This window comes from Proteus sp. TSJ240517, from assembly GCF_047921575.1.
GTDB lineage: Bacteria > Pseudomonadota > Gammaproteobacteria > Enterobacterales > Enterobacteriaceae > Proteus.
Map to the genome: position 1 here is coordinate 86,322 of NZ_JBLRMH010000009.1, position 16,258 is coordinate 102,579.

Annotated in this window: 18 protein-coding genes; 8 read left to right on the top strand and 10 right to left on the bottom strand. The window is 39.6% G+C overall.

Translation table 11 applies throughout. The features are described from left to right. The first annotated feature begins 33 nt into the window (after positions 1–33). The 3 genes from waaA to coaD are packed head-to-tail and all read left to right on the top strand — an operon-like array spanning position 34 to position 2,565. On the top strand, positions 34–1,311 hold the full coding sequence (waaA, locus tag ACNARN_RS15225; protein ID WP_349443263.1) for a lipid IV(A) 3-deoxy-D-manno-octulosonic acid transferase: 1,278 nt from the start codon (positions 34–36) through the stop codon (positions 1,309–1,311). Then, a complete protein-coding gene (locus tag ACNARN_RS15230; protein WP_198626405.1) occupies positions 1,311–2,090 on the top strand; it encodes a glycosyltransferase family 2 protein in 780 nt (259 codons plus the stop codon). The genes waaA and ACNARN_RS15230 overlap by 1 nt, the downstream gene beginning before the upstream one ends. Next, a complete protein-coding gene (coaD, locus tag ACNARN_RS15235) occupies positions 2,080–2,565 on the top strand; it encodes a pantetheine-phosphate adenylyltransferase (protein ID WP_109419621.1) in 486 nt (161 codons plus the stop codon). The genes ACNARN_RS15230 and coaD overlap by 11 nt, the downstream gene beginning before the upstream one ends. On the opposite strand, the gene mutM is transcribed toward coaD, so the two are convergent. After that, complete coding sequence (mutM, locus tag ACNARN_RS15240) at positions 2,562–3,386, bottom strand: bifunctional DNA-formamidopyrimidine glycosylase/DNA-(apurinic or apyrimidinic site) lyase (protein WP_198620311.1); 825 nt, start codon at positions 3,384–3,386, stop codon at positions 2,562–2,564. The genes coaD and mutM overlap by 4 nt on opposite strands. 101 nt (positions 3,387–3,487) lie before the next feature. Here mutM and rfaL point away from each other — a divergent pair, with 101 nt between their 5' ends. Beyond that, entirely contained in the window at positions 3,488–4,750 is a 1,263-nt protein-coding gene (gene rfaL / locus ACNARN_RS15245; RefSeq protein WP_198620310.1) for an O-antigen ligase RfaL, read from the top strand. Between the two features lies 1 nt (position 4,751). Here rfaL and ACNARN_RS15250 read toward each other — a convergent pair whose 3' ends face one another. The 7 genes from ACNARN_RS15250 to radC form a co-directional block, all read right to left on the bottom strand. Then, a complete protein-coding gene (locus ACNARN_RS15250; protein ID WP_198626439.1) occupies positions 4,752–5,921 on the bottom strand; it encodes a glycosyltransferase family 4 protein in 1,170 nt (389 codons plus the stop codon). After that, positions 5,921–7,024 carry a glycosyltransferase family 4 protein gene (locus ACNARN_RS15255; RefSeq protein WP_198620309.1) on the bottom strand — a complete coding sequence of 368 codons (1,104 nt, stop codon included), beginning with the start codon at positions 7,022–7,024 and terminating at the stop codon, positions 5,921–5,923. Before ACNARN_RS15255 ends, ACNARN_RS15250 begins: the two co-directional genes overlap by 1 nt. A 3-nt stretch (positions 7,025–7,027) precedes the next feature. Then, positions 7,028–8,029 (bottom strand): glycosyltransferase family 9 protein, encoded by a 1,002-nt coding sequence (locus tag ACNARN_RS15260; protein ID WP_416304643.1) that lies wholly within the window; start codon positions 8,027–8,029, stop codon positions 7,028–7,030. 138 nt (positions 8,030–8,167) lie between these two features. Then, positions 8,168–9,295, bottom strand: coding sequence for a glycosyltransferase family 4 protein (locus ACNARN_RS15265; protein WP_198620307.1), 1,128 nt, complete (start codon positions 9,293–9,295; stop codon positions 8,168–8,170). A gap of 149 nt (positions 9,296–9,444) precedes the next feature. Continuing rightward, the gene (rpmG, locus tag ACNARN_RS15270) at positions 9,445–9,612 is read right to left on the bottom strand and encodes a 50S ribosomal protein L33 (RefSeq protein WP_006534250.1); all 168 of its coding nucleotides are present in this window, start codon (positions 9,610–9,612) and stop codon (positions 9,445–9,447) included. Between the two features lie 11 nt (positions 9,613–9,623). Continuing rightward, positions 9,624–9,860 (bottom strand): 50S ribosomal protein L28, encoded by a 237-nt coding sequence (gene rpmB, locus ACNARN_RS15275; protein WP_036914542.1) that lies wholly within the window; start codon positions 9,858–9,860, stop codon positions 9,624–9,626. A 247-nt stretch (positions 9,861–10,107) separates the two neighbouring features. Continuing rightward, positions 10,108–10,779, bottom strand: a complete 672-nt coding sequence (gene radC, locus ACNARN_RS15280; protein WP_198620306.1) for a RadC family protein — start codon at positions 10,777–10,779, stop codon at positions 10,108–10,110. A 302-nt stretch (positions 10,780–11,081) separates the two neighbouring features. Here radC and coaBC point away from each other — a divergent pair, with 302 nt between their 5' ends. The 3 genes from coaBC (at position 11,082) to slmA (ending at position 13,450) form a co-directional block, all read left to right on the top strand. After that, positions 11,082–12,293: a bifunctional phosphopantothenoylcysteine decarboxylase/phosphopantothenate--cysteine ligase CoaBC gene (coaBC, locus tag ACNARN_RS15285; protein WP_198626401.1), complete on the top strand. Its 1,212-nt coding sequence runs from the start codon at positions 11,082–11,084 to the stop codon at positions 12,291–12,293. Next, positions 12,277–12,735 (top strand): dUTP diphosphatase, encoded by a 459-nt coding sequence (gene dut, locus ACNARN_RS15290; protein WP_088494130.1) that lies wholly within the window; start codon positions 12,277–12,279, stop codon positions 12,733–12,735. Before coaBC ends, dut begins: the two co-directional genes overlap by 17 nt. Positions 12,736–12,847: 112 nt before the next feature. Further along, positions 12,848–13,450: a nucleoid occlusion factor SlmA gene (slmA, locus tag ACNARN_RS15295; protein ID WP_109373373.1), complete on the top strand. Its 603-nt coding sequence runs from the start codon at positions 12,848–12,850 to the stop codon at positions 13,448–13,450. A 308-nt stretch (positions 13,451–13,758) separates the two neighbouring features. Here the strand turns inward: slmA and pyrE are convergent, their stop codons facing one another. Together pyrE and rph are read right to left on the bottom strand one after the other, a co-directional pair. Continuing rightward, positions 13,759–14,403: an orotate phosphoribosyltransferase gene (pyrE, locus tag ACNARN_RS15300; protein ID WP_099073912.1), complete on the bottom strand. Its 645-nt coding sequence runs from the start codon at positions 14,401–14,403 to the stop codon at positions 13,759–13,761. 81 nt (positions 14,404–14,484) lie between these two features. After that, positions 14,485–15,201: a ribonuclease PH gene (rph, locus tag ACNARN_RS15305; RefSeq protein WP_072064701.1), complete on the bottom strand. Its 717-nt coding sequence runs from the start codon at positions 15,199–15,201 to the stop codon at positions 14,485–14,487. A gap of 126 nt (positions 15,202–15,327) precedes the next feature. Between rph and ACNARN_RS15310 the strand changes: the two genes are divergently transcribed. Further along, the gene (locus tag ACNARN_RS15310) at positions 15,328–16,191 is read left to right on the top strand and encodes a YicC/YloC family endoribonuclease (protein WP_196533674.1); all 864 of its coding nucleotides are present in this window, start codon (positions 15,328–15,330) and stop codon (positions 16,189–16,191) included. Positions 16,192–16,258: the final 67 nt, after the last annotated feature.

Genomic DNA, 16,258 nt, shown 5'->3' on the forward strand with positions numbered 1-16,258 from the left:
TAAGCGTTCGTCCAGATAAGTGAATTTGATAGCATGTTGTTGCGTTTATATCAGGTACTTCTTTACCTTATTCAACCTCTGATTTGGTTGCGTCTTTTATTACGCAGCCGTAAAGCACCCGCCTACCGTAAACGGTGGGGAGAGCGCTATGGCTTTTGCAAAGGCAAAGTCGTCCCTCAGGGTATATTATTGCATTCCGTTTCTGTCGGTGAAACACTCGCCGCAGTGCCGCTTGTTCGCGCCCTTCGTCATCACTATCCTGATTTACCCATTACCGTCACTACTATGACGCCAACTGGCTCAGAACGTGTGCGTTCTGCATTTGGTGATGATGTTTACCATGTCTATCTTCCTTATGATTTACCCGGTTCAGTTAATCGTTTTCTTAAAACGGTTGACCCCAAATTGGTGATCATTATGGAAACGGAGTTATGGCCTAACCTAATTTCAAAACTTCATCAACGAAAAATCCCGTTGATTATTGCTAATGCACGTTTATCAGAGCGCTCTGCTGCGGGTTACCAAAAATTGGGCAGCTTTGTCAAAACGATGCTCCAAAAAATCACTTTGATTGCCGCTCAAAATCAGGAAGATGGTGAACGATTTATCGAGCTTGGTTTAAAACGTTCACATTTACATGTTACAGGTAGCCTAAAATTTGATATTTCTGTCACCCCAGAGTTAGCTGCAAGAGCGGTTGCTTTGCGCCGTCAATGGGCTGCTCACCGCCCAGTTTGGATAGCAACAAGTACCCATGAGGGTGAAGAAACCATTATTTTAGAGACACATAAAAAGCTACTGACACAATTTCCTCAGCTTTTGTTAATTTTAGTCCCTCGCCACCCAGAGCGTTTTCCTAAAGCCGAACAATTAACGCGCGAAGCAGGGTTAAAATATACCTTACGAAGTACCGATGCTGTGCCAGATGCACAAACGCAAGTGGTTATTGGCGATACAATGGGCGAGCTTATGTTGCTCTATGGTATTGCAGATTTAGCCTTTGTTGGAGGGAGTTTGGTTGAGCGTGGTGGTCATAATCCTTTAGAAGCCGCCGCTCACGCTATCCCTGTTATCATGGGACCTTATACTTTTAATTTTAAAAATATCTGTGCCAAGCTTGACCAAGCTGAAGGATTAATTACGGTTACAGACAGTGAATCGATGGCGACTGCTATTGCTTCATTGCTTAATGATGAAGATTATCGCCGTTATTATGGTCGTCATGCAGTTGAAGTGCTTCATGAAAATCAAGGGGCATTACTGCGTTTACTTACCTTACTTTCACCTTATCTTCCTCCACGGAGTCACTAATGAGCCAAGGTAAGCGCCTTTCTGTGGTGATGATCAGCAAAAATGCAGCTGATATCATTGGTGAATGCTTAGACTCAGTACAATGGGCTGATGAAATCATTGTATTAGATTCTGGTAGCCAAGATGACACCTGCCGTATTGCGACAGAGAAAGGGGCTAAAGTCTTTATCAACAGTGAATGGCCTGGGTTTGGTAAACAACGCCAATTAGCGCAGCAATATGCCTCTGGTGATTATATTTTTATGATTGATAGTGATGAACGCGTCACTCCTGAACTCAAAAGCAGTATCCTCGCAGTATTGCAACAACCTGAAGAAAATGTCGTTTATAACTGTGCTCGCCGTAACTTATTTATGGGGCGATTTATGAAACACAGCGGTTGGTATCCCGATAAAGTGACACGTTTATATGCCCGTGAGCATTATCAATATAACGATAATTTAGTGCATGAATCATTAGAAACAAAAGATGCAACAGTAAAAACCTTGCAGGGTGATCTACTGCATCTTACCTGCCGTGATTTAATGGAATTTCAGCAAAAACAGCTAAAATATGCCTCCGAATGGGCAAAAGAACGCCATCAACAAGGTAGAACAACAAGTTATAGTTCTATCTTAAGCCATACTGCTGGTGCTTTTTTTAAGACATGGCTGTTAAGAATGGGTTTTTTAGATGGGAAACAGGGATTAATACTGGCATTTGTTAACGCACAGTATACCTTTAATAAATACGCCTCTTTATGGGAACTCAGCCAGAAGACTGTAAATCATGAAAAATAAAGCTATCTATCCCGGAACTTTTGATCCTATCACTTATGGTCATATTGATATTTTAACGCGTGCGGCAGGTATGTTTGATACGGTTTTATTAGCGATTGCTGATAGCGCCCGTAAAAATCCTATGTTCACCTTAGAAGAGCGGGTTAATTTAGCCAGAGAAGTGACAAGCCATTTACCTAATGTTGAAGTGGTGGGATTTAGTGAACTGATGGCTAACTTTGCTAAGCAACAACAAGCCACCATTTTAATTCGCGGTGTCCGCTCTGTTTCTGATTTTGAATATGAATGGCAGCTTGCGAATATGAACCGTCACTTTGCGCCTGATCTTGATAGTGTATTTTTACTGCCCTCTCAAAATCTTTCATTTGTCTCTTCATCGTTAATTAAAGATGTGGCGCGCCATGACGGTGATGTCTCTACGTTTTTACCTGAAGTTGTCACCACCGCCATGCTAAAAAAACTCGGTAAAATTTAGCTCTCATTTTCACCATGTTGGCAATATCGGCAGAAAAATGTGCTACGTTGCCCTTGTTTAATACTTTCTATCGGTTGACCACAAATTAAACAAGGCTTGTCTTTACGCCCATAAACAAATAACTCTTGCGCAAAATAACCCGGCTTACCGTCTGACTGCAGAAAATCTTTTAGCGTTGTGCCACCTTGTTCAATAGAACGGGTTAATACGCGCTTAATCGCCGTGACAAGAACCGCACATTCTTCTTGCGTTAAACTATTGGCTTTTCTATCTGGCATAATACCCGATGAAAATAGCGCTTCGTTAGCATAAATATTACCGACACCAACCACTAATTTATTATCCATTAACCATGGTTTTATAGCCGTTTTTTTATTTTTGGATTGTTGATAGAGATATTCGGCATTAAATTCATCTGAAAGTGGCTCTGGCCCTAAATGCGCTAATACAGCGCTTGTGGCTAAGTCTTCACACCATAGCCAAGCTCCAAAGCGTCGTGGATCGGTATAGCGGAGCACTTTACCATCACGAAAAATCAAATCGATATGATCATGTTTCTCTTCAGGTTGTTCCTCTAATAGAATACGAACACTCCCTGACATTCCTAAATGAATAATGATCCACCCAGTATTAAGTTCGATTAGCAAATATTTAGCACGTCGCTTTACACTTAAAATAGGTTCATCTAGTAACGTTTTTATTTTTTCTGAAACAGGCCAACGTAATTTGCTATTACGTACAATGGCATAGTGCAACACATTGCCCACAAGATGAGGCTCAATACCTCGGCGACTAGTTTCGACTTCCGGTAATTCAGGCACAGGTTGCTCCATGATTATCAGATAAGAGATACAGCGATAAACACATTTTTATTGTATGATCGCCACTCTATCAAAAGTATAAAGGATGATGGCAGATTATTATGATGGTGTTTAAAGACTATAGTAAAAAATCCCTGTGGAATTTATCCATTATTGGGCTTTACATTATATTGATCTACTTACCAGATATCACTCGCTATAAAAATATTGTGATGGGGTTGATTGGTGCAACAGCACTGTGGTATCTGGTACGTGATTTTAAGACTATCTGCAAAATATTTAAAAATAACCTGTCATTCTCACTGCTGTTTTTATTACTGACTATTGGTTATTCCATCCTAATTTCTGTCGAGCCCAGTATTAGTATTAAAGAAGTAAATAAGCCTATTTTAAATGGCTTACTGCTATTTTCTATTACCTTTCCGATTATATTGTATAAAGAAAAACCTACCGATATTGCTAAAATGGTGATGATAGCTTTTGCAATTGGGCTATTAGTGATTATGGTAAAAGATTTACTACTATATTACTTTGAATATAAAAAAAAGGATATTTGGCCATTTACTTGGCGTAGCCTACCATCTCATAGAGATTTTTCTTATAGTTTACTTTTCTTCTTTCCATGTATTTTATGCGCTTGGTTTTTAGCAAAAAAAAATAAAGTAATTAACTTAATTCTTCTCTGTATAATTAGTTTTTTATTTATATTTACTATATTGGGGACTTTGGCAAGAGGCGCATGGATTGCACTAGCAATAATTATAATATTTATAGTGCAAATAAATCGCCAATGGTTATTATTAATTATAGGTTCTGCAGTATCTCTGTTATTATTTATATCTATAGTAAATACTCCTTTTGGAGATAGAGCGACTAAAACTCTACAATATAAATTAAATCAATCAGACAGTGGACTAAGATTTAGTAACGGTACCCAAGGTTCAGCTTTAGATCTTATTTTAGAACACCCGATAAAAGGCTATGGTTATGGCAATCAACTTTACCATAACGTCTATAATGAACGCGTTAAAGAGCATCCAGAATGGAAATTCAAAAAATCCATTGGACCTCACAATGTCTTTTTAGCTTTCTGGTTTGCAGGTGGTATTTTAGGGTTGATTGGTATTCTCTATTTTTGCTCTTCCATTATTGCCCAAGGTATTCAGCTAATAAGAAAAAACCAAGGTATTATTCGCCAAGCATCCCTTGTATTACTTATGTCTTTCCTAGGTGTTTATGTACTGCGTGGATTATTTGAAAATGCCTATATCAATCAGGTGGGTATTTTGGTGGGATTAATGTTGGCGTTGCGACACGCTTTACTCAATAATCAATCAGCAACACTGTTAGATAAACAGCAATAGATCACTGAATTAACGTCTCTATTGTCTTTAGAATAACCTCAGCCCGTTTATCCCAGTTGTAATAGTTTTCAACTAATGAGCGGGCATGGGCGGTTTTTTCACTTGCTCGTTGTGGATTATCTCTTAACTGTATTATCTGTTTTGCAAAACTTTGTGCATCGCCACTATCTGCAAAACTTACCGATTTTTCATCTACAACATCACGGATTGAAGGAAAATCTGAAATCACCACAGGTTTTTCCATCGCCATATACTCAAATAACTTAAGTGGTGAAGTATAACGGCTTCCAATACTGGTTAACGTCAGTGGGAGTACACAGATATCGTGCTGAGCAATCGCTTCAAAGCGTTTTTTCGGATCAATAAACCCCAAAAAATTGACCTTATCTTTTACATCCATTTCTTGCGCTAATAAGGTTAATCCTCCGATCTGCTCTGGCGTTCCCCCTGCGATATTCAACCGTGCGTTATCAAGATATTTCATTGCTCGCATCATGGTAGGAATACCCTTCCATTTATGCAGGCTACCTAAATACAGCACTTCAGTTATAGTTTTATCTAATAAAGAAGGAGTAATCTGATAATCCGTCGCGGCATGTAAATCAACACCATCAGGGACAACCGTTATTGGTGTAGTAACTTGATATTGCGAAACAATATCATCTCTGAGTAATGAAGTAAGAACAAAAATACCTGTCGCTTGGCTGTAAACCAATTTTTCCATTTTTAATAACTTATGATATTTAGCACGATTCTTTTTTTTCTCAAATGAATGAGACTCGGCAAAAGATTGCGCAAATATTTCATGGCTTTCAAAAAAAAGAGGAATTTCTGGATAGCTTTCACAAAGATAACAAGCCAGTTTTAAATTACGGGTAAACAACGCATCAACATTATTTTGCTTAACCCAACGCGCTATCTGTAATGAGAAAAGTTTTTGTGAATTAAATGGAAAATACCATTTACGACGAATATCTCTTAAGGAAACTAAACTTGCATTAGCATGGATTGAACGACCTAATATATCGCTATCTCGATATTGTCCTTTTGGTGTAACTAAAGTGACATGTGCCCCCGCTCTGGCAAAAGCATCAACATTTTGCAATATTTGCAATGAAGCAACTCGTAAGTCAGGAACTGGGTAAGGATCAAGATAGGCAATCTTCATTATTATGACGCCAATGTCTGTAATAAACGTTGTGCAGAATGTTGCCAAGTATAACGTGTTTCTATACGTGAACGTGCATTCTCGCCCATTGTTTTACCTCTGTCGGGTAATTGGCGAAGATGATTAACTGCCATCACAATTTCATCTGCATTGCCTGGTGCGACCAATAACCCTGCAGTGCCCTCATTACCCACCACTTCAGGAATACCCCCGATATGGCTAGCAATAACCGGTTTGGCACATGCCATCGCTTCTGCAATCGTAATGCCAAATGCTTCATCCCCAGTACTTGGGAAAATACCAGCATCACTGGCTGCATAAAATTCAGGTAATTGGTTATGCTCAACGGGCTGATGAAAAATAACTTGTTCAGCAACGCCTTTCGCTACCGATTTACTCTTCAATCGTTCTAGATCATCACCCGTACCGATAATCAAGAGCTTAACATCTTCACCTTTTAGCTTTTCAATGGCATCTATTGCGACACTCAAGCCTTTCCAACCAACTAATCGTCCAGCAAATGAGAGTAAAAAAGTAGACTCACCTATTCCTAATTGCTCACGTAACGAGGTAGTCATAGGTTTAAATTTTTCAATATCCACACCATTATAAATCACACTAGGGAATTGCTTAAAATGATGTTGGATTTGCCAAGCATTAAAATGGCTACATGCTACCCATGCTGAAATCTTTTTACCTAATCTGCGATCACCTTTAAAAAAACTGGTGCCTCCACTCATATAGCAAAAACGCGTTGAGGATGATTTAGGCATCATAGAAGGCCAAAAAAAATCAAAAGGTTTCGTTAAAATAACCCAATCGAATTTTTGATTGATAACATCTTTTTTAGCGTGTCGTGCAAAAGTGTAGCGCTCAACAATACGACGAAAACGACCACCAAGATCGATAACTTTATCTCGCGGTGTATAAGGATAAGTGTGTACCTGTATTTGGCGTCCAGCCAGATTGTGTCGAATATCGCCATTACCACCATAAAGATGAACTTCATGCCCCGCATCATGCAATTGCTTAGCCAGTTCCCAAACCGCTGTTTGGATCCCGCCATAAGACATGGTGATTGTGACATCAATTATACCGATCTTCATGGATTACTTTTTCACCTTCATTCCATCAATGATATTACGCACTGCACCCCACACTTCTTCGACTGATATATCAGCCATATTATCTTCACGGCGGGCATTGTCCAACGACGTTGGATGCTGGATAACCTGACAACAAGAATGCTGTAATGGCGCTAAATAACACCCTGGGTGATAACTATGATATAACGCCACCATTGGGATATCTAAAGCCCCAGCTAAATGTGTGGGACCTGTATCTACCCCAACATAAAGCGATAAATTCGCCATAATTGCCGCATTTTGCCGCATTGAAACTTGACCCGCTAAGGCTAAACAATGTTGTTCACCCATTTGTTTAGCTAAATCAATGGATAATTGTTCACTTTCCTTACTACCTAATAGCAAAAAGTACGCACTCGCGTCATGGGTAATAATCTGTTTTGCTAATTGTAGAAAATTTTCCACAGGCCAATCTCGATAGGCTTTAGCTGGAAAACTTTGCAGTTGAAAACCAATAATATTCTTATTAATTAATGAATTATCTTTTAAAAACTGTTGTGCAAAAGTCGCTTCTTCCTCATTGATAAAGTAACGCAATTGCCAACAACTCGGATAAATCCCTAATGCATTAATTAATAAGGCACGTTCTTTTTGTGCAACTATCGGCGACTTGGGACGAGCAACCCAAGTCACATTGCCTTGTTGCTGAGAAATATCAGCAAAAGCAACGGTATGATGAGATTGGCGACGAGCATAATTCACCAAATCACGATCATTACCGTATACCAAAGCCAAATCATAAGGCTTATGAGGTAACCAACCAGCCCAAACCGCCCTTTTTTTAGAAAAATGCCTAATGCTATCAATATCAGGGTTATGCTCAAGAATGCATGCGCTACGCTTATGTGCAAATACATGAATATGAGCATTGGGCCAGCGCTGTTTTAAGGCATGAATAACGGGAGTGATAAGTAATGTATCACCAAAACGCGCTACCGCTATAACCAATATATTTTTCGGATCCATATGCTTTTTATTTGGCTTAAATGATACATTTACTTCTCAGACTATACACTAAAAAGTATTACAAATATTCATCAATAAGATGAATACACCAAGTTGATAATAGAGATAATCGTTTCACGGCTTTATTATCAACATGAATCATACTGATTTATTTTTATTGTTGATTGCCTGAATAAAGATCCTTTCCATCTTATCTAACATATTATCTAAACTAAATCGTGAAACGGCATGTTCAAGCGCTGCTTTTCCCATTTGTTCACGCAATTCATCTGAGCTCATTAATTTAGCTAAATGACGGGTTAATAATTCTTGTACTTGCGGTACTAATGTAAATCCTGTTTTACCATCAATAACTGCTTCGCTAATCGCGCCAACCGTAGTTGACACGACAGGTAAACCACATGCCATCGCCTGCATAATACCTTGTGGCACACCTTCATTACCAAAAGAGGGTAACGCAAAGAGATCCATTGCATTTAAACAATCAGGCACATCATTACGATTACCAAGGAAAAAGATACTCTGTTCTAAACCAGCCTCTTTCACCATTGGCTCTAGGTTTTTACGCTGAGGTCCATCACCTACAAAAATTAATTGCCAGTCTGGAAACTGCTGATGTAACAATTTCCATGCTTCTATTAAATATTTATGTCCCTTCCATACTCGCATAGTCGCAACAATACCTAATGTCGGTTTATTTGGTATTCCAATTTTCTCTCTAGCTTTTTGTTTATCTTGTGGAAAGAAACGTTGCAAATCAATTCCTGTAGGAACTGATGTCATTTTTTCTAATGGAAATTTATTATGCTGATGGAGTGTCTGGCGTAATTTCTCACCCGTTGTCACAATATGGGCACTGGATGAAAGATAAAGCCATCGTGTTGGTAATAAACGTGAAACATCCGTAGAAACATGACGAGTTCGAACAATAACGGGTGAATGACGTAATGTGGCACAAGAAGCGGCAACTAACCATGCATCAGTTGAACTATGGGTATTGATAACATCAAATTGATGACGATGTAACTTTAACCATTGGCGAAGTGCTTTTAATGCTGAACCGCGTTTTTTTTCAATCGGTAGAGTGAAAACCTCAATACCATAATCCGGTGCAGCCTTAGCAACTTTAGATGTAGGGCAACACACTAATGCAACTCGGTGCCCTCTGCGGATCATGCCTTGAGATTCCGTCAGTATTCGAATTTCCTGACCACCCCAGCCACAAGATGACTCTGTGTGTAATATTGATAATACTGACTTGCTCATCCGCAATCCATTCACCCGATGATTTTAAAAGAGCCATAGTATAACTAAAGAGTAAGCGAAGATCACAATAGCTTTACTTTGTTATACTTAGCGGGCTCCAGATAACAAAAAACCCGACACTAAGGTCGGGTTTTTTAAGAAAACTAAAATTATTTAATTTTAGCTTCTTTATAAAGCACATGTTGACGAACAACTGGATCGAATTTTTTCATTTCCAGTTTTTCTGGCATAGTGCGTTTGTTCTTCGTAGTGGTATAGAAGTGACCTGTACCAGCAGAAGAAACGAGTTTAATTTTCTCGCGAATACCTTTAGCCATTTTTCAGCTCCTTAGAACTTCTCACCACGGGCACGTAAATCTGCTAATACAGATTCGATGCCTTTCTTATCAATCACACGCATACCTTTAGCAGATACACGCAGAGTTACGAAACGTTTCTCAGACTCAACCCAGAAACGGTGAGAGTGCAGGTTTGGCAGAAAACGGCGTTTAGTCGCGTTTAATGCGTGAGAGCGGTTGTTTCCACTCACAGGACGCTTGCCGGTAACTTGGCAGACTCGGGACATGTCTATTCTCCAAAAATCTAATCAGCTCGAGCTTTAATATCAGGTTTGACCGCCTCGTCAGGCTTTGGAGCCCATCTCAGCAACTTTTAACGATTGAAAAACTGTGTAAACACCTCAGAAAAAACTTGCTGAGATAGGCTCTTCTCGCCAAACCCAAGATCCTCAAAGGTGGCGTAGTATACGCCCAATGGCCTCAACGCTCAAGACCCGTACAAATAAAGATTGACAATAATTACAAAAATATTTGCTATAACCAACCACGTTCTGCAAAAGAAACACAGTTATCATGCCCTATCACAAGGTGATCGAGTACATTTATGCCAACCAACTGACAAGCAGTAAAAATTTTTTCAGTCAATTGTTTATCTGCAAGGCTTGGTTCTGAATGACCAGAGGGATGATTATGAGCAAGAATGATAGATGTTGCATTCTTTTTTATCGATTGACGGACAATTTCTCTCGGATGAACCTCTACTCGGTTAATTGTTCCTTTAAACATTTCTTCAAATGCAATCAATTGGTTTTGATTATCAAGAAACAACACCACAAACACCTCTCGGTCTCGCCAATGAAGTAATTTTTGCAAGTAATATTTTGTGTCTTCGGAAGAAGAAAGTACATTTTTATACATAAATTGTGTTGTAGAAAAACGCTGAGCCATTTCATTGATAGCTTGCAACTGGGTAAACTTTCCCACGCCAACACCTTTAAAACGCCCTAATGTTTCATAATCAGCATTAATAACGTGATAAAGAGAGCCACATTCTTTAAGTAAAAAAGCAGCAAGCTCTAATACAGATTTTTCATAAGTGCCGGTGCGTAAAAAGAGCGCCAATAACTCAATATCAGTGAGTGATTCCACGCCATAAAGTAATAGTTTTTCTCTAGGTAAAAGTTCACTAATCGATTGATTTTCCATCCGTGGACTCCTTAATAAGTAAAGGTAGTGGCATTAATGATCTATTTTATTTATTCACATAAGCAATAGGATTTAGGGGAAACATTACTCATCATTAAATGCTAATCGCAAAACAACTGTTGTTTTATACAGTTAATTTACTATAAACTGCTAATCTTGTATAAAAAAGACACATATCAAATTTATGCGAGATGAATCGCAAAAATTTAACCTATAAAACATGAAGTTACATAGAATTCCGAATTCACGATTACCTTGTGGTAAAATTACGGGCAATTATTTATGTACTTAGGCATTTCATCATGACTACACTTCACGACAAAAAGATTATTCTTGGTATCAGTGGTGGTATCGCGGCCTATAAAGCACCAGAACTTGTACGCCGTTTACGTGATAAAGGCGCAATTGTACGAGTTGTAATGACACCCGCTGCTCATGCATTTGTGACGCCTTTGTCACTACAAGCGGTTTCTGGTTTTCCTGTTGCTGATGATTTACTTGATCCAGCAGCAGAGGCCGCTATGGGACATATTGAATTAGGTAAATGGGCTGATTTAATTCTACTTGCACCCGCGACTGCCGATCTTATTGCACGTTTACGAGTGGGTATGGCAAATGATTTACTTACCACACTCTGTTTAGCGAGTAGCGCGCCTATCGCTATTGCGCCTGCAATGAATCAGCAAATGTACAGAGCCACAATTACACAAGAAAATTTATCTGCTTTAGAACAACGTGGCTGTTTAATTTGGGGGCCTGACTCTGGTAGTCAAGCTTGTGGTGATGTAGGCCCAGGACGAATGTTAGATCCTCTAACTCTCGTCTCATTAGCTGAAAAACAACTTGCTTTACCGCCACAAGATTTTGCCGGTAAAAAAATCACGATAACCGCAGGGCCTACTCGTGAAGCCTTAGATCCCGTGCGTTTTATCAGCAATCATAGCTCAGGAAAAATGGGGTTTGCAATTGCACATGCAGCCGCATTACGTGGGGCTGATGTCACACTTATCGCAGGACCTGTCACATTACCGACACCGACTTGTGTTAAACGTATTGACGTTGAAAGCGCACAAGAAATGTACGAACAAGTGATGTTAATCGCACCTTCACAAGATATTTTTATTGGTTGTGCAGCTGTTGCCGATTACCGCGCTAAACTTATCGCGACTGAAAAAATAAAAAAACAAGGTGATGAAGTCACCATCACTATGGTAAAAAACCCCGACATTGTCGCGAGTGTTGGAAAAATGGTTGAACACCGTCCTTTTGTTGTTGGATTTGCAGCTGAAACCCAGAATGTGGAAGAATATGCCCGCAAAAAACGAGAACAAAAGCAGCTCGACTTAATCTGTGCCAATGATGTTTCAGCAGAAAATCAAGGCTTTAACAGTGACAATAATGCATTACACCTTATTTGGGCTAATGGAGAAACGCGCTTACCACACAGTAGTAAAGCACAACTTAGCCATCGCCTACTTGACGAGATAGCCAAACATTATGATGAAAAAAATTGATGTTAAAATCCTTGATGCACGTATTGGTCAAGAATATCCACTTCCTGCTTATGCCACAACAGGCTCTGCTGGTTTAGATTTACGCGCTTGCCTTGATACACCATTGGTTCTTGAACCAGGGCAAACCGAATTATTACCTACAGGTCTTGCTGTACATATTGCCGATGAAGGATTAGCAGCAATGGTGCTTCCTCGTTCAGGTTTAGGCCATAAACACGGTGTTGTATTGGGTAACTTAGTTGGACTGATTGATTCTGACTACCAAGGTCAACTTATGGTATCAGTTTGGAATCGCGGTCAAACAGCATTCACCATCGAACCGGGTGAACGTATTGCTCAAATGATCATCGTGCCCGTAGTTCAAGCTGAATTTAATATTGTTGAAGATTTTACTGCAACGGAACGTGGTAGCGGTGGCTTTGGTCACTCTGGCCGCCAATAATAAAGACGTCTTGCATTAATTATATCAATGACGATATCACTCCCTTTGCACTAAAAACCTTAGTGCAAAGGTTTACTGATTTGTTTTGCTTTTAGCAGGGGCCTTATCAGTCATGGCAGAAGAAAAAGAAACCAAAAAGAAAAGAAATAGACGGGATGAAATCTTACAGTCACTTGCCCAAATGTTGGAATCAAGTGACGGTAGTCAGCGCATTACAACGGCGAAGCTTGCCGCTACTGTTGGTGTATCTGAAGCTGCGCTCTATCGACATTTTCCAAGTAAAACCAAAATGTTTGATAGCTTAATTGAGTTTATCGAAGATAGCTTAGTCTCTCGTATTAATTTGATTTTAAAAGACGAAAAAGACGCTGTGGCAAGAATTCGCTTAATTCTTGTCTTGATCCTTGGTTTTGCTGAAAAAAATCCAGGGTTATCTCGTATTTTAACGGGTCATGCTTTGATGTTTGAACAAGACAGATTACAAGGGCGAATAAACCAGCTTTATGAACGCATTGAAGTCCAGCTTCGACAAGTTATCAAAGAACGTAAAATTCGTGAAGGGAGTGCCTTCTTACATGATGAAGCATTACTTGCTTCACAATTACTCGCTTTTTGTGAAGGCATGCTAGCGCGCTTTGTACGCACAGAATTTCGCTATCAACCCACTCAAGAATTTGAAGCCCGCTGGCCATTAATTTTGGCACAGTTACAATGAAATGATGGACTCGTGATTTAACTCAACAATTTGAAATTTACAGATATGCCGTTTTTTTCTTATTTGTGTTAACATGCGTCCTCTGGTACATAGTTACCTAAATGTATTTATCAGGAATGGCACTCGTGCAGTTCCTACATTGTGGCATTAGCGACTCGCTTTGCCCCTGCTGTAAAAGTCCTTTTTATATTTCAATATCTGTGATAATTGTCGCAGAAGATTCATTGTACTACTCACCCCGCCCATAATTGGGCGAGGGCTTTTTTTTATCTATAATCGGCCAACTCGTTTATCGCGTATTAACTTTATTAATTCACACCGTAGCGTTCACGATAAGCTTTAACCGCAGGTAAATGCTCAGACAGAGTCTCACTCTCACTTAGGTAGCTAATTAAATCATCCAAAGTAATAATCGAATACACTTGGCATTGATAGTCACGTTTTAACTCTTGTATTGCAGAAAGTTCTTCTCGCCCTTTCTCTTGTCTATCCAAACTTAATAACACCGCAGAAAGCGTTGCATCATGCTGTTTGATGATTTCCATTGACTCACGAATTGCAGTACCTGCTGTAATGACATCATCAACAATCACTACATTACCTTTCAATGGGCTTCCTACTAATGTTCCTCCTTCACCATGATCTTTAGCCTCTTTGCGATTAAAACAGTAAGGGATATCGATATCATGATGTTCAACCAATGCGACTGCCGTTGTAGTTGCAATAGGGATCCCTTTATAAGCAGGTCCAAACAACACATCACAAGACACATTATTATCTAATAATGTTTGCGCATAGAACTGCCCCAATAAAGCCAAATCACGCCCTGTATTAAATAAACCGGCATTAAAAAAGTAAGGACTCACCCTTCCTGATTTCAGCGTGAACTCACCAAATTTCAGGACATTTTTTGCTAATGCTAGTTCGATAAAGCGGCGTTGGTAGGCTTTCATTTCTTTCTCCTCTCTACGTTACTTGATGACAAATTTTAGGCATAAAAAAAGCGACTTCTCAGTCGCCTTTAAAAATAGAATTTATTGCTTAAGCGCCTCTTTTTGCGCTTCAAATATTTTCTCTAATCCTCCCTTCGCAAGGGCGAGTAAAGCAAGTAATTCTTCATGGCTAAATGGTGCGCCTTCTGCCGTACCTTGAACTTCAATCATACGACCATCATCGATCATCACCACATTCATGTCTGTTTCTGCTGCTGAATCTTCAACATATTCAAGATCGCATAATGGTTCACCATCAACAATACCCACAGAGACTGCAGCTACCATTGATTTCAGAGGGCTTTTTTTCAGTTTGCCTTCTTCAACCATTTTATTTAAAGCATCAACTAATGCGACACAAGCACCAGAGATAGATGCAGTACGTGTACCGCCATCCGCTTGGATAACATCACAATCTACAGTGATGGTAAATTCACCTAGTGCTTTTAAATCAACCGCGGCACGTAATGAGCGAGCGATTAAACGCTGGATCTCCATAGTACGACCCGTTTGTTTACCGCGAGCCGCTTCACGAGCATTACGACTATTTGTTGCGCGAGGAAGCATGCCGTATTCTGCGGTCACCCATCCTTGCCCTTGTCCTTTCAGAAAACGAGGTACACCGTCTTCTACAGTGGCATTACACAAGACTTTAGTATCACCAAATTCGACTAATACAGAACCTTCAGCATGTTTTGTATAGTGGCGAGTAATGGTAATAGGGCGTACTTGGTTTGCTTGTCTGTCTGCTGGACGCATGGTGTTATCTCCGCTTTCTCTGACATATTGGGGGCGCATTATACGACCTAAAATGGCTTATGCCTATCCTTGTATTGATGCATAGGGTTATAATCATATCATCTTTTACATTATTGAGACCCTATTATGATCCGTAGCATGACCGCTTTTGCTCGCCGAGACATCAAAAAAGACTGGGGCACTGCCGCTTGGGAACTGCGTTCCGTAAACCAGCGCTACCTTGAAACTTATATTCGTTTACCTGAGCAATTACGTAGTTTAGAGCCTGTTATTCGTGAACGTCTACGTAATCGCTTAACGCGCGGTAAAATTGAATGTAACTTACGTTTTGATCTTAATGCTCGCTTTCAAGGTGAATTAAATCTTGATGAAAATCTCGCAAAACAACTGATTGTTTCTGCAAATTGGGTAAAAAGCCATAGCCATGAAGGCACTATCAGCCCTTTTGATATTTTACGTTGGCCGGGTGTGATTTCAGCACAAGAGCAAGACTTAGATGCGATTGGTACTGAACTTTTAGCCGAATTAGATCTAGCAATCGATGCTTTTATTGCTAGTCGTGAAGCCGAAGGACAATCACTCAAAGAACTTATCGAGCAACGTTTAGATGCGGTTAGCGCAGAAGTCGTTAAAGTAAGAGCTCAAATGCCAGAAATTTTACAATGGCAACGCGAGCGCTTAACCAGCAAATTAGAAGAAGCACAGGTTCAAATTGATAATAATCGTTTAGAACAAGAGTTAGTGATGTTAGCGCAACGCTTAGATGTCGCAGAAGAATTGGATAGATTAGAAGCTCACGTTAAAGAAACGCGCAAAATTCTTGTTAAAAAAGAAGCGGTAGGTCGTCGTCTTGACTTTATGATGCAAGAATTTAACCGTGAATCCAACACATTAGCCTCAAAATCAATTAATACTGAAGTCACCAATTCAGCCATTGAATTAAAAGTTTTAATTGAACAAATGCGCGAGCAGATCCAAAATATTGAGTAAGATTTCTTAGCTGTTTACAGCCCATCATTAAGCCAGCCAATATCTTGTATTAGCTGGCTTTTATCAA